This window comes from Pseudoalteromonas piscicida (assembly GCF_000238315.3).
GTDB classification, from domain to species: Bacteria; Pseudomonadota; Gammaproteobacteria; order Enterobacterales; family Alteromonadaceae; genus Pseudoalteromonas; species Pseudoalteromonas piscicida.
The window spans coordinates 4,199,600-4,221,487 of the sequence record NZ_CP011924.1 but is presented as its reverse complement, the minus strand read 5'-3'; the positions used below and the strand labels follow the sequence as shown (position 1 = coordinate 4,221,487).

General features: G+C 41.8%; 12 protein-coding genes and 4 pseudogenes. 8 read left to right on the top strand and 8 right to left on the bottom strand.

The genetic code is table 11. From position 1 onward, the window contains the following. Positions 1–77: 77 nt before the first annotated feature. Entirely contained in the window at positions 78–3,890 is a 3,813-nt protein-coding gene (locus PPIS_RS19205; RefSeq protein WP_010370362.1) for an SIR2 family protein, read from the bottom strand. Positions 3,891–3,989: 99 nt separating this feature from the next. On the opposite strand from PPIS_RS19205, the pseudogene PPIS_RS19200 reads away from it, so the two are divergent. Then, positions 3,990–4,241 (top strand): annotated as a pseudogene (locus PPIS_RS19200) (endonuclease III); the annotation flags it as partial. Between the two features lie 149 nt (positions 4,242–4,390). Here the strand turns inward: PPIS_RS19200 and PPIS_RS19195 are convergent. Further along, entirely contained in the window at positions 4,391–5,386 is a 996-nt protein-coding gene (locus PPIS_RS19195) for a YncE family protein (RefSeq protein WP_010370356.1), read from the bottom strand. 373 nt (positions 5,387–5,759) lie between these two features. Here PPIS_RS19195 and PPIS_RS19190 point away from each other — a divergent pair. Next, positions 5,760–5,858: pseudogene (locus PPIS_RS19190) on the top strand (endonuclease III); the annotation flags it as partial. Between the two features lie 149 nt (positions 5,859–6,007). Here the strand turns inward: PPIS_RS19190 and PPIS_RS19185 are convergent. Beyond that, complete coding sequence (locus PPIS_RS19185) at positions 6,008–7,003, bottom strand: YncE family protein (RefSeq protein WP_010370356.1); 996 nt, start codon at positions 7,001–7,003, stop codon at positions 6,008–6,010. Positions 7,004–7,307: 304 nt separating this feature from the next. On the opposite strand from PPIS_RS19185, the pseudogene PPIS_RS19175 reads away from it, so the two are divergent. The 6 genes and pseudogenes from PPIS_RS19175 (at position 7,308) to PPIS_RS19145 (ending at position 13,341) form a co-directional block, all read left to right on the top strand. Beyond that, positions 7,308–9,212, top strand: a pseudogene (locus PPIS_RS19175) (aminotransferase class I/II-fold pyridoxal phosphate-dependent enzyme). Between the two features lie 373 nt (positions 9,213–9,585). Next, complete coding sequence (locus tag PPIS_RS19165) at positions 9,586–10,176, top strand: DUF2726 domain-containing protein (protein WP_010370345.1); 591 nt, start codon at positions 9,586–9,588, stop codon at positions 10,174–10,176. A 108-nt stretch (positions 10,177–10,284) separates the two neighbouring features. Beyond that, positions 10,285–10,704, top strand: a pseudogene (mtnN, locus tag PPIS_RS19160) (5'-methylthioadenosine/S-adenosylhomocysteine nucleosidase); the annotation flags it as partial. Between the two features lie 274 nt (positions 10,705–10,978). Then, positions 10,979–11,569, top strand: coding sequence for a DUF2726 domain-containing protein (locus PPIS_RS19155; RefSeq protein ID WP_010370345.1), 591 nt, complete (start codon positions 10,979–10,981; stop codon positions 11,567–11,569). A 108-nt stretch (positions 11,570–11,677) separates the two neighbouring features. Next, positions 11,678–12,385, top strand: coding sequence for a 5'-methylthioadenosine/S-adenosylhomocysteine nucleosidase (mtnN, locus tag PPIS_RS19150; RefSeq protein ID WP_010370340.1), 708 nt, complete (start codon positions 11,678–11,680; stop codon positions 12,383–12,385). Further along, on the top strand, positions 12,385–13,341 hold the full coding sequence (locus PPIS_RS19145) for a cobalamin biosynthesis protein (RefSeq protein WP_010370337.1): 957 nt from the start codon (positions 12,385–12,387) through the stop codon (positions 13,339–13,341). The genes mtnN (PPIS_RS19150) and PPIS_RS19145 overlap by 1 nt, the downstream gene beginning before the upstream one ends. An 83-nt stretch (positions 13,342–13,424) precedes the next feature. Here the strand turns inward: PPIS_RS19145 and lpdA are convergent, their stop codons facing one another. The 5 genes from lpdA to PPIS_RS19120 all read right to left on the bottom strand — a co-directional run bounded on the left by lpdA (position 13,425) and on the right by PPIS_RS19120 (position 21,759). Then, complete coding sequence (gene lpdA, locus PPIS_RS19140; protein ID WP_010370334.1) at positions 13,425–14,849, bottom strand: dihydrolipoyl dehydrogenase; 1,425 nt, start codon at positions 14,847–14,849, stop codon at positions 13,425–13,427. A 211-nt stretch (positions 14,850–15,060) separates the two neighbouring features. Continuing rightward, on the bottom strand, positions 15,061–16,953 hold the full coding sequence (gene aceF / locus PPIS_RS19135; protein ID WP_010370330.1) for a pyruvate dehydrogenase complex dihydrolipoyllysine-residue acetyltransferase: 1,893 nt from the start codon (positions 16,951–16,953) through the stop codon (positions 15,061–15,063). 11 nt (positions 16,954–16,964) lie between these two features. Beyond that, positions 16,965–19,631: a pyruvate dehydrogenase (acetyl-transferring), homodimeric type gene (gene aceE, locus PPIS_RS19130; protein ID WP_010370326.1), complete on the bottom strand. Its 2,667-nt coding sequence runs from the start codon at positions 19,629–19,631 to the stop codon at positions 16,965–16,967. Positions 19,632–19,701: 70 nt separating this feature from the next. Continuing rightward, positions 19,702–20,451 carry a pyruvate dehydrogenase complex transcriptional repressor PdhR gene (gene pdhR, locus PPIS_RS19125; RefSeq protein WP_010370324.1) on the bottom strand — a complete coding sequence of 250 codons (750 nt, stop codon included), beginning with the start codon at positions 20,449–20,451 and terminating at the stop codon, positions 19,702–19,704. Positions 20,452–21,006: 555 nt separating this feature from the next. Continuing rightward, positions 21,007–21,759, bottom strand: a complete 753-nt coding sequence (locus PPIS_RS19120; RefSeq protein ID WP_010370322.1) for a substrate-binding periplasmic protein — start codon at positions 21,757–21,759, stop codon at positions 21,007–21,009. Between the last annotated feature and the right edge of the window lie 129 nt (positions 21,760–21,888).

Sequence of the window (21,888 nt, the reverse complement as noted above, 5' to 3'; positions counted from 1 at the left end):
GCTTACTTCACTGCTTAATTAAAACTTATCAGGGAGAGTTATAAAACTCTCCCATCTAAAAAATAATATTGAAAAATTTAACTTGGAAGCGCTTTTAACTCAGTGTTGCCCTGATTGAATGGATTTAAGCTTGTACCATAAGTTCGTTTTATCCACTTAGCTTGCTTTTCAACTAATGACGAAATATCAGGGTTTCCAGGTAGTGGGTAATCTTCTGGTTTATAACGTCCTAAACTGGGTTGTTTTAATAATAAAAATCTGTGTTGCCAATATCGATAATAATGCCTTTTAGTTAACCCTAACCCTTGTTCATAAATAGTTTCGAAATCTAAACTATCAGCTTTTTGTAAAAATCGAGCATAAAAATAAAGAGCTTGCACATAATAAAACTTAATATGGCTTAAGTCTGGTAATGCTGATTGGTAATACCGAATTATATTCTCATTCAGCTCATTATGTTCTAGCTCAGATGACTGTTCATGCTCGCATGAAAAAGCATACATCAACTTTTTTAAACCTCGAGTATAAGGGTTAACGCTAACCAATTTATCTATAGCTTCGAAGCTCACATAGGTTTCACGAAATTTAAGATAAGTTAACTGCACCCTTTCCATATGCTGATTTTCATATAGATCATCAATTGAATGATTTAGTTGATTTAGATTGATTGCACCATATAAATAACCTTGTGCCTCGAAGTAACTCAAGTCAGTGTTAACAAGATTCATTAAAGATTCAACATTCATTGCAACTTGAACATTCCATAACCTCAAAGTAACGTAACGATATGAATTAAACTTTATGTCATGGGCAACTCTATCAAGTGCATAACCTTCCATCTGATATAGGCTTGCTGCGATATAGTAAACATTTCTTTCAAGCACTCGACCTCTTTCATAATTTCCTGAAAGAGCCGATAAAGACTCAATTGTCATTAAAGATTTTAATTTCTCATAAGCAGCATCAAACTCGCCATTATAATAGCGCACGCTTAGCTCAATGAGCTTCCATACCTGCTTTACCCGAAATTCATTACTTTTTGTTATAAGCCCTTCAATATTAATTGCTTCGTGGGCAGCTAAAAATTCAGAGCCTAGATTTAAATCACTTGAAAATTGAGAGATGTTATCGATCATCTCAAAGTAATCTTCAAGTTCAGTTTCACTTCTCACTACATTTTCTTTTGCACCGTAATCGATCGCACTTAACAAATTGTTAAATAAAGATAAGAAGATATGCATTGCTTTTTTATTTGTTTTCCTGAGTTTATAAACAAACTCCATGAGCTGCAGGTTGTATTTAAAGGCTTGCCTGAACAATTCTAGCTTGTCTTTTTCTGCCGTATGTTGTTCAAATCGAAAACGGGCAAAACGTTGGATAACCGATTGTAATGAATAAAACTCACCATAAGCTTCGACTAATGATTTATTTGTAAGAACAGCAATATCTTTATCACTAATCGGCTTTTTCAATTTACTTGCCTCTTCGTTTCTATCCTTCCTCTTACTCTCTGTTATTAAATGTTTAAATGTATCGAGGTCTATTCCGTCAGGAAATAACGAGAAGGACTCCAATGTACGTTTCTGATGTTCCTCCAATGAACGGTAAGAATAAAGAATAGAAACATAAAGAGACTCTTGACGATTAATATTCAAATCAACTTCATCGTCAAACATTAAAATTAAGTCTTCTTCTTTAACCTTATCAAAAAAGTCGTCTTCTAACTCTTGCTTTAACTCTTTTAAGCTTTTACCTGCAGGCATACCATCACAAATTAACTTAATGGCTAACGGGTTATTATTTAGTAGTGGTTCTAGAATTTTTCTGCGCGCAAACTCTTGATCTTTATCACTGTGGTAACCATTTTTAGTTAGGCGATTAAATAATGCTAATACTTCTTCAGATTCCATTTGCCGAAATGGCAACACATCTTCCCATTCAGCATTAACACTTTCTCTGGAAGTAACCAACACATTTGCGTACATTAGTGTTTGCGATAACAATAACCTAACTTGTTCTACTTCTTGCTTATTTTGGCTTTTACCCGCTTGTTTTAAATACAATAAACTTTCTAAGTTATCAAAAATCAGTAAGCGCTCTCGCTGATCATGATGTTTTGCTAAGTGATCAAATAAATCATCAGCGGCACGTAAGTTAAAGGCACTGCCGATGTGCATTTCAAGCTGATTACTACTTGAGATATGTTCACAATCAATAAAATTCACACCTGCATCAAAATGCCCGCGATTCGCTAATTCTAATGCCACTTTTTTTGCTATTGTTGTTTTACCTAAGCCACCACTGCCTTTAATTGTTAATAACCTTTGTTTGTTGGCTGCTTTAGCAAGCTTTTGGCTGATATCCGCTAAATCAGATAAGCGCCCAGTAAAACCTTGCAATTCACTTGCATTAATACCTTTAGGTAGTAATGGTTGATACTTCTGCCAATGCTTGCGATTTTCTGGTTTCAGAGATTCTAATAACTCACCGCTAATATGCACCGATTGAACATTACTTTTATCAATGAAGTGTTTAACATCCGGCCTTTTAAATAGCTGATGCGCTAATTTATCAAGAGGTTTAAGCTCTTTGCCTTGTTGATTTAACAGAGGAAAAACCAGTAATGGAAACTTAACTCGCCCTAGTTCTTGCTCATTCAATGGTTTATCTGTGATCAACACTGTTATTTTAGCATTAAATGGTAAGCTACTTTCTAGTTCATCAATTGCTAGGTAATCACTACAAGCGTTGTCGTCTTCAATCAACAATCCACTACTCGTTGTTTTGGCTAATAAAAATAAAATGGAATAATCATCAGCCTCCATTAAGTTACTTTCTGTAAAAGCTTGTTGCGAAATAGGATGTTTAAACTTTTTAAGTTTTGCGATGATATCCGAATCATCTATTGGTTTATCTAAAGGTGAGGCTGTAAATAGACCAATTTTATCGTACTTATTTGGTTCTTCGTTAAGTGGTTGAACTGATTCTTCTAGTTGCTGAATTATTTGTTGCTGCTCTAGTTTATTTTTGCATTCAGCTAGTTGCTGAACAGAAGCTATCAACGGTTGACCAAAGTCACTAAAAGTAAGTAATTCTACATTAATACCGATTAATTTTTGCTCTATTATTTCTTTGTCTTTTTCTCTTACAAGTGCATAGTGAGGGCCTGTATTGCCGTCAAACAGTTGGTTTTGCTTTACAATTTCAGCCAATAACTCAGCATCATTAAGTGAACAGCCTATAAATAGAAGAATCTTATTGCTAAGTAATTCTCTAAACTTTGTAAGTGCTGTTTGATAGTGTTCTTTGGCATTTTCTTGATATAGGCGATAATATGATTGTGGTGTCAGCACCATGTTTTGGGGAACATCTATTTTACCATGTAAATGCCAAAGCATTTCATGGGAGCCGTTTCGAGTAAATTCGGCAAGTTTGTTTGTGTTGTCATTATCAAAAGCACAAACATTAACTGATTCTGTATGTGCCCATTCTAATACCTTGTCATAATTTAAGGTAACAAGCCTGCTACTTAATTGCCATATTGCCTGTGGTAACGCCTTACAACTATCGTCCAATTGAGTGAAATCTATTGCAAATTGGGATTGCATAAAATCATACCAGCGCCTGCCTGACAATTGCTCTTGAGCTTCTTGTGCAGCCTGTTGGAGCTTTCCTTTCTTCACAAGCAATTTTACTAGCTGACTATCATCTAATAACTCTTCATCTTCCAATCTTTCTGCTGCAAAGTTAAGTAGTTCAGGCCAAGATGGAAAAGCTCTACTCCCATCTTTCTTTTCGACAGACATAGAAACACCAGCACCAATTAAAGGAATAACATCATTGCTAGCTAAGTGTGCTTTTAAAGATTGGGGAATTGAAAGTTCTGCCATGAAAAATCCATATTATTTTATTGCATTAGGAACTATGCCACTGAAAAGCAAAAAAATTCAAGTGCTATTATACTTTCAACCAGACAACTACCTTGCTTATCTTTTGGCTGGCCGACTATTGCTGTAGACACCCATATATTCCGCGTTTCCAACCGCACCAAGTTTGCTATGGGTAAAGATGTGGTGGCCGTCGAGCAAAAGCTGGAAAAGGTTGTACCAAAAGAGTTTAAAGTGGATGTCCACCACTGGCTTATTCTCCATGGCCGCTATGTGTGCACCGCGCGTAAACCTAAATGTGGCAGCTGTATTATTGAAGACTTATGTGAGTTTAAAGAGAAGACTGATAGTTAATCTTTGTTTTAGCATAAGCACAACTTTTATTTATGGTGGTTACCGTGAATTTGTTGTTTCGTAAAATTATCCAAGTGTTCTGGAAACACAGATCGCTGCGTAAAGCAGCTCCTACTTTACGCCACATTCGTATCGACGAGATGGCTAGCCTAAGGCAATACCACTGCTGAATACCCTATTCCATCTGGTCCGTTACCAGTAGGGAGTTCAAATAAGGTTTTGCCAGATACAATATCTATAACAAGGACCTTATTTTTTTGGTAAGCGGATAAAAATAAAGTGCGATCGTCTGGATGGAGGATCACGCCTTTTGGTCCTGTTCCCAGCTCAAACTTTATTTGACGCAGCTTTTCTTTGTGCATTGCATCGATCACATCAAGGGTGTGATTCCTATAGTCTGGGATCACAGCAAGCTGCTCATCGCGGGTAAGTAACACACGGTATGGAAAGCTATAGCCTTTCCATTGCTTAATTATACGCTCATTTGCTACATCAAACACGGTAACTAAGCCATCATCGTTGCTACCAACCCAGAGCTCTGAGCCACTTTTATTTATAGTGATAGCCTCTGGTACTTTTGGCATTGAAATTTTGCGAAGTAAGGCACCTGACTTTACATCTAATTCAGACACTGAATCTGCGCGCATATTTGTGGTGTAAACACGCTCGCTAGACGCCGGCAGCGCCACCATATGAGAGCCTTTTTGCTCTGTTGCTATTACTTTATCAATTTTCCCCGACTCTATATCAACGATTACCACACTGTCTGAACCTTCAGACGATACTGCAACGCGTTTTTGGTCTTTAAAAAACAACACGCCATGTGGCCTTGGATAACGAGACAAATCAATGGTTTTTACTTTTTTTGCTTGCCGAACGTCAAAAACACTTAGACTATTGCCACGTGCATAATTAGTGACAACAGCCGTATGCCCGTCGGCACTCATTGCTAATTCATGTGGTCCTCTGCCGGTTGCGAGCGTCAGCTTAATTTTTCGGCTGCTAAGATCGATGAAATCAACCGAGTCCCCCTTTTTATTTACAACAACCAATGTTCCCGACAAGTTATTTGTATCAGCCCATGAAGGGAAGCTGATTAAACACCCAAATAAGAACACATACACAACATAATTAACCAATCTCATTTTGACTCCTTTTGATCTGTTAGCTAGTACTATTGTTTTTATAACTACCGACTGTATTTATCATTGAAAAGCAATCGTAATACAGCCTTCAAAAACACCCTATCCCAAATTTAACTCAGACACGCCTGATACTCGAAACCTTCCTGTTTCCTATGTTGAATCGCACACTTTCCATCACTCGCAACAACTTCCTCGCCTACATCCGTTTTACAATTTCTGGAACATTTTCAAAGTATTGATTTCACAAATCACTGCGCTTTCTTTATGCTAATGAAAGTCTTTAAATTTTAATGCGAATATCATTATGCTACCTGTCCTTCGTATCTTGTTAATAGAACAAGAGCCAGCTGTATTGCAAGCGCTCTCAAGCAATATTCTCCATGGCCGCTATGTGTGCACCGCGCGTAAACCTAAATGTGGCAGCTGTATTATTGAAGACTTATGTGAGTTTAAAGAGAAGACTGATAGTTAATCTTTGTTTTAGCATAAGCACAACTTTTATTTATGGTGGTTACCGTGAATTTGTTGTTTCGTAAAATTATCCAAGTGTTCTGGAAACACAGATCGCTGCGTAAAGCAGCTCCTACTTTACGCCACATTCGTATCGACGAGATGGCTAGCCTAAGGCAATACCACTGCTGAATACCCTATTCCATCTGGTCCGTTACCAGTAGGGAGTTCAAATAAGGTTTTGCCAGATACAATATCTATAACAAGGACCTTATTTTTTTGGTAAGCGGATAAAAATAAAGTGCGATCGTCTGGATGGAGGATCACGCCTTTTGGTCCTGTTCCCAGCTCAAACTTTATTTGACGCAGCTTTTCTTTGTGCATTGCATCGATCACATCAAGGGTGTGATTCCTATAGTCTGGGATCACAGCAAGCTGCTCATCGCGGGTAAGTAACACACGGTATGGAAAGCTATAGCCTTTCCATTGCTTAATTATACGCTCATTTGCTACATCAAACACGGTAACTAAGCCATCATCGTTGCTACCAACCCAGAGCTCTGAGCCACTTTTATTTATAGTGATAGCCTCTGGTACTTTTGGCATTGAAATTTTGCGAAGTAAGGCACCTGACTTTACATCTAATTCAGACACTGAATCTGCGCGCATATTTGTGGTGTAAACACGCTCGCTAGACGCCGGCAGCGCCACCATATGAGAGCCTTTTTGCTCTGTTGCTATTACTTTATCAATTTTCCCCGACTCTATATCAACGATTACCACACTGTCTGAACCTTCAGACGATACTGCAACGCGTTTTTGGTCTTTAAAAAACAACACGCCATGTGGCCTTGGATAACGAGACAAATCAATGGTTTTTACTTTTTTTGCTTGCCGAACGTCAAAAACACTTAGACTATTGCCACGTGCATAATTAGTGACAACAGCCGTATGCCCGTCGGCACTCATTGCTAATTCATGTGGTCCTCTGCCGGTTGCGAGCGTCAGCTTAATTTTTCGGCTGCTAAGATCGATGAAATCAACCGAGTCCCCCTTTTTATTTACAACAACCAATGTTCCCGACAAGTTATTTGTATCAGCCCATGAAGGGAAGCTGATTAAACACCCAAATAAGAACACATACACAACATAATTAACCAATCTCATTTTGACTCCTTTTGATCTGTTAGCTAGTACTATTGTTTTTATAACTACCGACTGTATTTATCATTGAAAAGCAATCGTAATACAGCCTTCAAAAACACCCTATCCCAAATTTAACTCAGACACGCCTGATACTCGAAACCTTCCTGTTTCCTATGTTGAATCGCACACTTTCCATCACTCGCAACAACTTCCTCGCCTACATCCGTTTTACAATTTCTGGAACATTTTCAAAGTATTGATTTCACAAATCACTGCGCTTTCTTTATGCTAATGAAAGTCTTTAAATTTTAATGCGAATATCATTATGCTACCTGTCCTTCGTATCTTGTTAATAGAACAAGAGCCAGCTGTATTGCAAGCGCTCTCAAGCAATCTGTCAAAAACGATCCCTAACTTTGAGCGAGAGGATGTTCAAATCGATATTATTGAATGCCTCGAACTTTCAAAAGCCTTGGAACATGTCACTGAAGATGGTGATATTCAAGCCGTCGTGCTGAGTTGGGATGTGCACAACAAAAGTGGCGAACAAACCTATAGTCGCTTTATCGAGCAATTAAAAAGTATTCGTCTATAATTACCGGTTTACGTTATTGGTGATGACACTAAAGGGCTTGAGATAGTCAACGAATCCGAGGAAATCGAGTCTTTCTTCTTTAAAGATGAAGTTATCTCAGATCCTGAAGCCATTTTAGGATATATGATCAACGACTTTGATGACAGAGCCGAGACGCCATTTTGGACGGCGTATCGCAGCTATGTCGGCGAAGCGAACGACTCTTGGCATACTCCGGGTCACAGCGGCGGTTCGAGCTTTAGAAACTCTCCTTATATCAAAGATTTTTATCAATTCTATGGCCGTAATGTATTTGTCGGAGACTTGTCTGTATCGGTTGATTCGTTAGGTTCACTGTCAGACAGCACCAATACCATTGGCCGCGCTCAGGAGTCCGCAGCGGCAACGTTTGAGGTTAAACGCACCTACTTCGTGACCAACGGTTCGTCCACCTCGAATAAAATTATTTTGCAAACCCTCCTTCGCAAGGGCGATAAGGTGATCATCGACCGCAACTGTCATAAGTCTGTGCACTATGGCATTTTGCAATCGGCCAGTTTCCCAATCTATTTGTCGAGTATCTTAAATCCAAAATATGGCATATTTGCACCGCCTTCACTGGCCGATATTAAGCAAGCGATTGAACAAAATACCGATGCAAAACTACTGGTGCTCACAGGCTGTACCTATGATGGTTTGCTGAGCGACCTGAAACAAGTCGTAGAATTTGCTCATCAGCATGGCATCAAAGTCTTTATTGATGAAGCTTGGTTTGCTTACTCGCTATTTCACCCTAGCTTGCGCCATTACTCCGCCATTCATGCAGGTGCCGATTATGTCACCCATTCGGCGCATAAAGTCGTATCGGCATTTTCGCAGGCGTCTTATATCCATATTAATGACCCCGATTTTGATGCTGATTTCTTCCGTGAGATTTACAGTATCTACGCCAGCACCTCGCCCAAATACCAGCTTATTGCGTCTTTGGATGTGTGCCAAAAGCAGCTAGAGATGGAAGGCTATAAGTTACTCAATGCACTGCTGAACCATGTTGCAGAATTCAAACAGCAGATGGCCTCGCTCAAGCATATTAAAGTGCTTGATAAGCAAGACTTTATGAATATATTCCCACATTTTAGTGGCGATAATATGGGGCATGATCCACTTAAAATCCTCATCGATATTAGTGAGCTGCCATACTCATTAAAGGATATTCATAAGTTTCTGCTGGACGAAATTGGGCTGGAGATTGAGAAATATACACACAGTACCATCTTAGTCTTACTAACCTTGGGTGGTACACGCTCAAAGATCATTCGTTTATACAATGCCTTAAAGAAACTTGATGGCGGCAAGGTAAAACTATCGAAGTCAACGCGACGCTCACGCTTACCTGAGAATTTGCCCGCTATTGACCTTGCTTGTATTCCTAGTGATGCCTTCTACGGCGAGCGTGAATCTGTACCTATTAGCAAGAGCAACAACCGTATTTGTGCAGGTTTAGTCACCCCGTATCCTCCGGGTATTCCGCTTTTGGTGCCAGGTCAACATATTACCCAAGAGCATATTGAATATCTCAAGGAACTGGCAGGCCAAGGATTGACCATTCAAGGTAGTTTCGATGGTGAGATCTATGTGCTTAAAGAGGACAAATAACGCGAGCTAATACCAGTTATCTTAATTAAGTGGTCTATTTTGAGGCGAGAAAATCTTGTCGATAACAAGGCAAAAATTTTGCTATTTAGTTGTTCTAAATAAAAAAGTTTTAACGCTGTTAGCGTCAGGTTTACTCCTTCAAATTGAGCAAGTATTAAGGTTAATTGGTATAGTATCATTATCCAGTACTAGGCAGCCCTGCTGTAAGATATCGCTGCCTAGTATAAACAACTTAAAGCACTTTATTTTTCTTTCCATATCCCAAATACTGATTCACCGATTTAATGTTAACCACCCACTAATTTAAGCGCTATTTTGGCACAGCTATTGCTTATCAAATCACAGATGTCATTTTTTTGATTTGGAGTTTTGTATGGAATTTGCGTTGCTTGCTATTTTGGCTCTAGTGGTCGTTGCTTCCATTGTCGCTTCTAAGTACACCGATGTAGGTGGCAATCCTTATCCGTTTAATCGTAAAGAATCTGTTTTTACTACCGTTGAAGCCTCGTTTCTACATTTATTAGAACGTGCTGTTGGCGATATATATAAAATCGTTAGCCGCATTAAACTCATTGATGTGATTGAGTGCAAACCGGGGATCTCTCCAAAAGCACGTCGTGCCGCGGTAACTAAAGCTAAGAATAAACAGTTGGATTATGTTTTGGTAGACAAAGAGACACTGAAAATTGTTGCCGCTGTAGACTTAGTCAATAATTCCAATAAAAACGGCCATAAAGCACAAAAAGATTGGTTTGTCAGTGGCGCTCTGGAATCTGCGGGTATTCCACACATTCGCATGAAAATCAAAAGTGGCTACCAAAGTGCTGAAGTTCGTGCGGCAATCTTATTCAAGCTCGGCCAAAAAGTGGAGATGCCAAAGAAAACCAGAAACCGCACCTACAAACCTGCAGTACTGTCACCTTCACAGGCAAAAGCACAGTCAACTCAGTTGGCAGAAATCTAGCAAAACGGGCGTCAGCCCGTTTTTTGTTTTACCTATCAAAACCCCTTTCGTATAATAAAAGCAATTTTGACACTGGGGCTTTCCCCACCACAAATTAGGAATCTTTTGATGAAAGTAGGCATTATCGGCGCAATGGAGCAAGAAGTTACCATTTTGCGTAACACCATGGAAAACCCGCAAACATTGACCAAAGGTGGCTTTACTTTTTATACCGGCAAACTGGCTGGTCTTGATGTAACGCTTGTACAGTCTGGCATTGGTAAAGTGGCAGCAACAGTTGCGACAACTTTGCTGATCGACAACTTTGCGCCAGATTGCGTGATCAACACGGGTTCTGCAGGTGGTTTTGAACCATCACTAAACGTCGGCGATGTGGTTATTTCAAATGAAGTACGTCATCACGATGTTGATGTTACTGCATTTGGCTATGAAATTGGTCAAGTTCCACAAATACCTGCTGCGTTCACTTCGCATGCAAAATTAGTTGAAGCTGCAGAGCAAAGCGTACATGAGCTTGAAGGCATTCAAAAAAAAAGTTTTAACGCTGTTAGCGTCAGGTTTACTCCTTCAAATTGAGCAAGTATTAAGGTTAATTGGTATAGTATCATTATCCAGTACTAGGCAGCCCTGCTGTAAGATATCGCTGCCTAGTATAAACAACTTAAAGCACTTTATTTTTCTTTCCATATCCCAAATACTGATTCACCGATTTAATGTTAACCACCCACTAATTTAAGCGCTATTTTGGCACAGCTATTGCTTATCAAATCACAGATGTCATTTTTTTGATTTGGAGTTTTGTATGGAATTTGCGTTGCTTGCTATTTTGGCTCTAGTGGTCGTTGCTTCCATTGTCGCTTCTAAGTACACCGATGTAGGTGGCAATCCTTATCCGTTTAATCGTAAAGAATCTGTTTTTACTACCGTTGAAGCCTCGTTTCTACATTTATTAGAACGTGCTGTTGGCGATATATATAAAATCGTTAGCCGCATTAAACTCATTGATGTGATTGAGTGCAAACCGGGGATCTCTCCAAAAGCACGTCGTGCCGCGGTAACTAAAGCTAAGAATAAACAGTTGGATTATGTTTTGGTAGACAAAGAGACACTGAAAATTGTTGCCGCTGTAGACTTAGTCAATAATTCCAATAAAAACGGCCATAAAGCACAAAAAGATTGGTTTGTCAGTGGCGCTCTGGAATCTGCGGGTATTCCACACATTCGCATGAAAATCAAAAGTGGCTACCAAAGTGCTGAAGTTCGTGCGGCAATCTTATTCAAGCTCGGCCAAAAAGTGGAGATGCCAAAGAAAACCAGAAACCGCACCTACAAACCTGCAGTACTGTCACCTTCACAGGCAAAAGCACAGTCAACTCAGTTGGCAGAAATCTAGCAAAACGGGCGTCAGCCCGTTTTTTGTTTTACCTATCAAAACCCCTTTCGTATAATAAAAGCAATTTTGACACTGGGGCTTTCCCCACCACAAATTAGGAATCTTTTGATGAAAGTAGGCATTATCGGCGCAATGGAGCAAGAAGTTACCATTTTGCGTAACACCATGGAAAACCCGCAAACATTGACCAAAGGTGGCTTTACTTTTTATACCGGCAAACTGGCTGGTCTTGATGTAACGCTTGTACAGTCTGGCATTGGTAAAGTGGCAGCAACAGTTGCGACAACTTTGCTGATCGACAACTTTGCGCCAGATTGCGTGATCAACACGGGTTCTGCAGGTGGTTTTGAACCATCACTAAACGTCGGCGATGTGGTTATTTCAAATGAAGTACGTCATCACGATGTTGATGTTACTGCATTTGGCTATGAAATTGGTCAAGTTCCACAAATACCTGCTGCGTTCACTTCGCATGCAAAATTAGTTGAAGCTGCAGAGCAAAGCGTACATGAGCTTGAAGGCATTCAAACTATGGTTGGTTTGATCTGTACGGGTGACTCATTTATGTGTGACCCAGTACGCATCGACAAGGCGCGTGCAGACTTCCCTACGATGTTAGCAGTCGAAATGGAAGGTGCGGCAATTGCGCAGGCTTGTCATTCTTTAAACACGCCATTTGTTGTGATCCGCTCGCTATCTGATATCGCCGGCAAAGAATCACCGCAATCATTCGAAGAGTATCTAGAAGTCGCTTCTGTAAACTCTTCTAAGATGGTGATGGCACTACTTAATAAGCTGGATAAGGTTACGCTTTAGTGCTCGACAGCTTGCTTCAGGCCCATGAGGGCCTGATCATTTTCTTACTGGCGATTTTTGCCAGCCTAGGGGTAAGGTTATCAACACTTTATCACCCTAATCTTATTCTTAGCCTTGTTTTTAAAGCCATTGCCGAAAGAGTTTATCGCCCCAAAGCGGCTTCTAGTTATCAACTTTTATCCGGCACACTCGGCTTCCTCCTACCAATATTAACTATCACTGTATTAACTCATGCGATTATTAGCTTTGCTTTTTATCCTAATTGGCTCGGTGGGCTGGTGTTGTTTTTATGCTTAGATATTAGCCATGAAAGCCGTGTTAAGCGTATTTCCGCATTGATAAAATCAAAGCAAAAAGTAACCGCAAGAGCCGTGTTGCAAGGAATGGTAGCAAGAGATGTAGAGAAGCTAACAGAGCTTGGTATTTGTAAAGCCGCCATAGATAGCACCGCATTAAATACCTTGCGCCATTTTTTTGTCATTGCTTTACTGTATCTAGCAGCAGGTCCCTATCTCGCGCTATTTTATAAACTATTACTACTGTGTGACCACGCTTGGCGGCAAGTAATGCTCCCCTCAAGCCGTTTTATGGCAAGTCTTTCCCGCATGATTTGGCTCGTTGAGTTTGTGCCTATTCGATTATTAATTACCTGCTTTTCGTTGCTACTTAGACCAAAGCAAACTTGGCACTACATTAAATACTACGGCCGTCACTTTAGCCAAACGAATACTGGATGGGCACTGAGCTTTTTTGCAGCAAATTTACATACACAACTCGCAGGGCCGCGTTTTTATTTTGGTGAACGTTTTGACGTGATGCGGGTAGGTGCAAAAGCGCAACCCTCATCTGAACATATTCAGCATTTACTCGGACTACTCAACCAAATGCGCTGGCTATTTATTGCCACTTCCGCCTTACTACTTGTAATTATTAATTTTCTCAGGCTGATGGCTTAGGATACTTAGAAAAATAAGCTCTCCCACTTAGCCAAAAACAAAAAACCCAGCACAAGGCTGGGTTTTTAAAAGCTCAGAAAAACTTACTTTTTCTTCACTGCTTTTTTATTTGGAAGGTCAGTGATTGAACCTTCGAAGATTTCAGCAGCTAGACCGATTGACTCGTTCAGCGTTGGGTGAGCGTGGATAGTAAGCGCTAGGTCTTCACCGTCAGCACCCATCTCTACTGCTAGACCGATTTCACCAAGCATTTCACCTGCATTGATACCAACCATAGCACCACCGATCACACGGCCTGACTCTTTATCAAAGATAAGCTTAGTAGAACCTTCAGTACGTGCAGAAGCGATTGCACGACCAGAAGCAGCCCACGGGAATACCGCAGTTTCAATGCTTAGACCTTGCTCTTTTGCTTCTTTCTCAGTCACACCAACCCAAGCGATTTCTGGATCTGTATATGCAATTGAAGGAATACACTTAGGATCGAAGTAATGCTTCTTACCAGAGATAACTTCAGCAGCAACGTGACCTTCATGAACCGCTTTGTGTGCAAGCATAGGTTGACCTACGATGTCACCGATAGCGAAGATGTGATCAACGTTGGTTTTCATTTGCTTGTCAGTGCTGATAAAGCCACGCTCATCAACATTTACGCCCGCTTTGTCAGCGTCGATTAGCTTACCATTTGGTGTACGACCAACAGCAACTAGTACTTTGTCATAACGAACTTGGCCTTCTGGTGCTTGCTTGCCTTCGAAAGATACGTAGATACCGTCTTCTTTCGCTTCAACAGCAACAACTTTAGTAGAAAGCATTACGTTAAACTTGTCTTTAACGTACTTTTGGTAAATCTTGATAACGTCTTTGTCTGCCGCTGGTACTAGTTGATCAGCAAACTCAACTACGTCAATCGCTGAACCTAGTGAACGGTAAACAGTACCCATCTCGAGACCGATGATACCACCACCTAGTACAAGTAGCTTTTCAGGCACGTCTTTAAGCTCAAGTGCACCTGTAGAGTCGATGATACGCTCGTCTTCAGGAATGAAAGGTAGGCTTACAGGCTGAGAACCCGCTGCAATGATTGCGTTTTCAAAGGTCACTGTTTTCGCACCATCAGCACCTTCAACTGCGATAGTGTTAGAACCTGTGAACTTACCGTAGCCATTAACTACAGTTACTTTACGCATCTTAGCCATTCCGCCAAGACCACCAGTAAGTTGACCGATAACAGACTCTTTCCATGAACGGATTTTGTCTAGATCAATTTGTGGAGCACCGAAAGAAACACCGTGAGAAGCCATTTCAGCTGCATCGTCAATTACCTTTGCAACGTGAAGAAGGGCTTTTGAAGGGATACAACCAACGTTCAAGCACACACCACCTAGCGTGTCGCGAGATTCGATTAGTGTAACGTCTAAACCTAAGTCTGCTGCACGGAATGCTGCAGAGTAACCACCAGGACCACCGCCTAGTACAACAACTTGAGTTTTGATTTCGTTGCTCATGTTATTACCTTAACTGTTATTTGAACGGGTTTACTCGTCGAGAGTAGCCGACCCAAAGTGCCTGCCAAACACCCGATTCGGGGCACAGGGCAGAGAGAGTTATTATTGCTCGAAAGTGTATTATTCACACTCTCTGTTGTCCCGCCTAATTATCAAGCGGAACAATAAAATACAAGAAAACCGCATCACCTAAATCATGCGGTTTCTATTCTTACATTACTAGCTGGCGAATATCGCTTAGGTAGTTTGCAAGTGTCACAGTAAAGCGAGCTGCTAGCGCGCCGTCAATGACACGATGGTCGTATGAACAGCTTAGCGGCACCATTAGGCGCGGCTCAAACTCTTTACCATTCCATTTCGGTTTGAAGTCTGACTTAGAAACACCCAAAATCGCAACTTCAGGAGCATTAACGATTGGCGTAAACGCCGTACCGCCGATACCGCCTAGGCTTGAAATAGTGAAACAGCCGCCCTGCATATCAGCAGACGTCAGTTTACCATCACGTGCTTTCTTGGAAATTTCCATCAACTCACGTGATATCTCAATGATGCCTTTCTTGTTCACGTCGCGAACAACAGGAACCACTAGACCATTTGGTGTATCAACCGCGATACCGATGTGAACATATTTCTTCAAGATTAAGCTCTCACCATCTTCAGGTAGTGAAGAGTTAAATGTTGGGAACTCTTCAAGTGCTTTTGCAGCCGCTTTCATCACGAATACTAATGGCGTGATCTTCACACCCATTTTCTTCTTCTCAGCTAGCACGTTCTGTTCTTTACGGAACGCTTCAAGCTCTGTGATATCTGCTTCGTCAAACTGCGTAACATGTGGGATTTGTACCCAGTTACGGTGAAGGTTTGCACCCGATAGCTTGTTGATGCGAGAAAGTTTCTTCTCTTCAATTTCACCAAACTTGCTGAAATCTACTTTTGGCCAAGGAATAAGACCAAGCTCACCGCCGCCAGTGTTGCCACCTTTTGCGATTTGACCAGACTCAACTTGCTTAACCAGCTCTTTCACGTAGTTTTGTACGTCTTCTTTTAGTACACGATTTTTACGACCTGTACCTTTAACGCGAGCTAGGTTAACTCCAAACTCACGCGCTAAACGACGTACCACAGGTGATGCGTGGGCATACTGTTCATTGGCCACAAAGTCATCTTTTTGTGCAGAAGCTTTTGGTGCTTCAGCTTTTGCCGCGGGAGCCGCTGATTGAGCTGGTTTTGCTTCAGTTTTAGCTGCTGCCTGAGGTGCAGGTGCCGCGCCTTTCACTTCGAATACGAAGATTAAAGAGCCCGTTGATACTTTGTCGCCCGCATTGACTTTGATCTCTTTAATCGTACCTGCAAACGGTGCTGGTACTTCCATTGAGGCTTTGTCGCCTTCAACCGTGATAAGAGATTGTTCGTCTTCAACGCTGTCGCCAACAGCAACCATGATTTCAGTGACTTCAACTTCGTCGCCACCGATATCTGGTACATGCACTTCTTTTTCAGCTGATGCAGCTGGTGCTTGCTCTTCAGCTGGCGCTTCTGCAGCTTCAGTAGTCGCAGGCGCATCACCGCTACCTGCCACTTCGAAGATGAAGATCAATGAACCGGTTGACACTTTGTCACCTGCGTTGATTTTCACTTCTTTAATAGTACCTGCAAATGGTGCTGGTACTTCCATTGAAGCCTTGTCGCCTTCAACCGTGATAAGCGATTGCTCTTCTTCAACAACATCGCCCGCAGCTACTAAGATTTCAGTTACTTCAACTTCATCGCCACCAATATCTGGTACGTGAACTTCTTTCACTTCTGTCTTGCCTGAGGCGCTTGCTTCTGGCTTAGCTTCTTCTGCTGGTTGCTCTGCCGGTGCTTCTTCACCTGCCGCTTCAAAAACCATAATCAAAGAGCCAGTCGATACTTTATCGCCTTCCGCTATTTTGATTTCTTTAACTGTACCCGCCACTGAGGCAGGTACTTCCATTGATGCTTTGTCGCCTTCAACAGTGATAAGCGATTGCTCTTCTGCAACCGTGTCACCTACGCTTACTAGGATCTCGGTTACTTCAACCTCATCGGCACCAATATCTGGAACATGAATTTCGATTGCCATCACTCGTCCTCTTATGCGTAAAGTGGGTTAGTTTTGGTGGTGTCGATATCAAATTTCTTGATAGCGTCAGTCACTACTGATTTTTCAACTTTGCCTTGCTTAACTAGCTCGCCAAGTGCAGCAACTACCACGTAACCGGCGTTCACTTCAAAGTGACGACGTAGGTTTTCACGGCTGTCTGAACGACCGTAGCCGTCTGTGCCAAGTACTTTGTAAGATGCACTTGGCATAAATGCACGTACTTGATCAGCATAGTTTTTCATGTAATCCGTAGCAGCAATTGCTGGCGCATCACCAAGCACGCTGGTGATGTAAGCTACTTTTTGCTCTGCTTCTGGGTTAAGCATGTTGAAACGCTCTGCATCTTGACCGTCACGAGCAAGCTCGTTAAATGACGTTACAGAGAATACGTCTGAACCGATACCGTAATCGTCGCTTAGAATTTGCGCCGCTTTACGTACTTCGTTCAGGATAGTACCCGAGCCCATTAGCTGAACCTGTGCTTTGTCGCCAGTGTAGCTTTCAAGCTTGTAAATACCCTTACGAATACCTTCTTCAGCGCCTTCAGGCATTGCTGGCATATGGTAGTTTTCGTTCATTAGCGTTAGGTAGTAGAACACGTTCTCTTGCTCTGGACCGTACATACGACGGATACCATCTTGCAGAATAACCGCTACTTCAAATGCAAACGTTGGGTCGTAAGAAATACAGTTAGGCACTGTACCTGCTTGAATGTGTGAGTGACCGTCTTCGTGCTGTAGACCTTCACCATTTAGCGTTGTACGACCGGCAGTTGCCCCTAATAGGAAGCCACGCGCTTGTTGGTCGCCCGCCATCCACGCCATATCACCTACACGTTGGAAACCAAACATTGAGTAGTAGATATAGAACGGGATCATTGGTAGGTCGTTGGTGCTGTATGACGTTGCTGCTGCAACCCATGAAGACATCGCACCTAGCTCATTGATACCTTCTTGTAGTACCTGACCTGACGTTGCTTCTTTATAGTAAGAAACGATATCGCGGTCTTCTGGGCTGTAGTTTTGGCCGTGCGGGTTGTAAATACCGATTTGACGGAATAAACCTTCCATACCAAAAGTACGCGCTTCATCAGCAATAATTGGAACAACGCTCTTACCGATATTCTTGTCTTTTAATAAGATATTAAGTGCACGAACGTATGCCATTGTGGTTGAGATATCACGCTTTTGTTCTTCTAGAAGCGGTTTAAATGCATCTAGCTCAGGTAGCGTAAGTGTTTCTGTGAAGTTAGGTAGACGCTTAGGTGTATAACCGTGAAGCGCGTTACGGCGAGCATGTAGATATTCGTGCTCTTTTGACCCTTCTTCTAGCGTCAAGTAAGGTAGCTCTTGTAATTGCTCATCAGATACCAAGTCATCTAGACCTAGACGTGAACGTAGGTGCGCTACGTGTGTCATGTCCATTTTCTTAACTTGGTGAGCAATGTTTTTACCTTCAGCCGCAGCGCCCATGCCGTAACCTTTAACGGTTTTAGCTAAGATCACAGTCGGACGACCTTTGGTGTCTTGTGCCGCTTTAAATGCAGCAAATAGCTTAGATGGCTCATGACCACCGCGCTTCAACGCGAAGATTTCGTCGTCAGTCATATCAGCAACAAGCGCTGCTGTTTCTGGGTAACGACCGAAGAAGTGCTCACGTACGAAGGCACCATCTTTTGCTTTGTAAGTTTGATAATCACCGTCAACTGTTTCATTCATCAGTTGCAGCAATTTACCCGTAGTATCTTTGGCAAGTAGCTTATCCCAACCAGAACCCCAAACGACTTTGATCACGTTCCAACCAGCACCTTTAAATAGGCCTTCTAGTTCTTGGATGATCTTACCGTTACCCATTACTGGGCCGTCAAGACGCTGTAGGTTACAGTTGATTAGGTAGCATAGGTTGTCTAGCTTTTCACGGGCAGCGAAAGAAATCGCACCACGTGATTCTGGCTCGTCCATTTCACCATCACCAAGGAAGGCGTAAACGCGTTGCTCAGACGTATCTTTTAGACCACGGCCATCTAGGTATTTAAGGAAACGCGCTTGGTAGATAGACGCGATTGGACCTAGACCCATGGAAACCGTTGGGAACTGCCAGAATTCAGGCATTAACTTAGGGTGTGGGTATGAAGAAATACCGTTACCGTCTACTTCCTGACGGAAGTTATCTAGCTGCTCAGCGCTTAGGCGGCCTTCAACAAATGCACGAGCATAAATGCCCGGAGAGATGTGACCTTGGTAATACACTAAGTCACCACCGTCTTTCTCGTTTGGTGCACGGAAGAAGTGGTTGAAACACATTTCATAGAATGCAGCTGACGACTGGTAAGAGGCCATATGCCCGCCCAGCTCAAGATCTTTCTTCGAAGCACGAAGTACGATCATAATAGCATTCCAACGGATGATAGAGCGAATACGACGCTCAAGGTTCACATCCCCAGGATACGCAGGTTCTTGATCTGCTGGGATTGTGTTGACATAGTTAGTCGTAGTGCCTGTTGGCATATCTACGCCATCAAGACGCGCTTGCTCTAATACTTGCTCTAACAAGAACTGAGCGCGCTCTACGCCTTCTTCTTTTACTACCGACTCAAGCGCCTGTAACCATTCTTGGGTTTCTAGCGCGTCTACGTCAATTTTATTGACTTCAGACATATGGAGTGTTCCTTATGTTTAAAATACGAATTTATTCTATTTGTGCCAATTCTTACTGAATCAAGTCCGATTACTGCTGTTTTGTTCTACGCAGTGAACGTTCTATTCGCGAACGCTCTTTACCGGCTTCTAATAACGCTTCTTCGATAAAGGCTAAGTGGGCGTTACTAGCAAGTCTTGCTTGTTCAGGGTTACCATTGATCACCGCATCTAATAACAACTTTCTGTGCTCACCGAGCTGCTCACTCACGTCTGATTTTTGCACCAAGACCGTTAAGTTTTGCAACACGTTTTGCTCAAGCAATGACTGCATCCCTTTTACAAGATGAAGCAGGACGACGTTATGTGACGCTTCTGCAACGGCAAAGTGAAAAGCATTAATTGCCCTTGCCTTTTGCATCAGGTCATCACCTATCTCTGCAATATTGTCAAAGCTTTGTTGTACCTTTGCAAAGTCATTCTCTGTGCCCCTGAGTGCCGCATAGTAGGCGGCGATGCCTTCTAATGCATGACGAAACTCAAGTAAATCGAACTGAGATTCTGGATGCTTACTGATCAAGTCGAATAACGGATCAGTCAGCCCTTCTTCTAGCTGATTCTTAACATACGTGCCACCACCCTGACGACGGGTAACAAGCCCCTTGGCTTCCAATTTCTGGATAGCCTCACGAAGTGATGGACGCGACACTTCAAACTGCTTAGCTAGTTCACGCTCAGGCGGCAACTTTGCACCGGGTAATAACGAGCCCTCGAGGATCATATTCTCAAGCTGTTCTAGTATTACGTCGGATAATTTTGCTGCTTTAATCTTTAAAGACATTGAAATAACGCCAATTTTTTATGATGTGACCTAGCCAGATCGCTGACTTATTTTAATCAATTTGGTAAGAATTAACTTCATAGGTAAATTGGTCATACCAAATTTGCACAATACGTTATCAAAATCCATGACAACTGTCAAAATTCAGCCCAATTCAATAATTAGCTGAGTGTAAAAACAACAGTTGGCGTGCATAAACTTTAACCAAGAATCGGGCAAATTTAAAAGGTGATTTAAATGGTCAGACCAGATAGACATATACCAATTAACGCTAAATCAAGCTGCCGGAAAGGCGGTTTGGATAAGGCAAGTCTTAATCTAAAGCAGCCAATGACGATTCAAGATAGTCTTTACGATTGTTGGCTGTAAAGCATGCTCTAAAATCCACTGAATACACTATTAGGCTTTACATGTAATAACATTCTTTATGCTTTATATACCGTCAAAATAGGCAACAGGCTATGAAAAGCATTAAAAATAAATTTGGATTCTAACTTATGAAAGATTTCGCAACGGATCAGGACATTATTTAGTTTTAGCAAAACCAAAAAGCAATCAATCGCTAAACACACGAGAGCAGCGAGCACGATACTGAGCAACATAGTCTTCATCCGCCCATAGTTTTTTAAGCCCTTCGTTATACAACTCGACATATTCACTATGATGTTTATTGATTAGCAAATAGCCTTTTTGAATAAAAGCTGGGATCGCTTGCGCCACTAATAACTCCGCCTCTTCTGCTGGCAGTTCCTGCTGATAGGACTTCGCCGATTTTTCGTCCATAATCATAATATCCGCACGGTTTCGTAGGATCAGTGCCACATTTTTACTGGTATACGTGGCATATGAGGTTTTGATTTCAAGCGTCTCTACCGCTTCTAGCAGAGAAGGCGGATAAGTTAACCCTTGATTGAGCAACAATCTAAATGGCTTAAGATCTGCGTAACTCGTATAGGTAAACGCTAAATCTCGATGATGATAAAAGCGTGCTGTTTCTTCAGTGAGTGGGTATTGAGTGTAAATATAGTCTTTGCTCCTTTGCTCACTGTAATACCAATAAGCACTACCAATGTAAGCCGCCTTCATTCCCTCTTGATAGGCGCGTTCCCAAGGCATAAATAAAAATCGGACTTTGATATCAGAGAGCGCAAAGACATCTCGGATCACAGCAGCCACACAGCCTTGATCTTGTTTCGCTTGATCTAAGTACGGCGGCCACTGCCCCGTCGTAATATTCACCTGAGTATCAAGCGCGCTCGCACTCCCGCTCACACAACACAGTAAAATCAACGGCCAAACTACTTTCATCTGTATGCTCTGTTATTTTTTCAAAAAGTATAGGCAACGAATTAGATTATGGGTACATTGTTGTAGAAAAAAGAATGGCAAATAATGCAAACGATGCGCTATGACACACTAAAGTAGCTGTTATTTAAT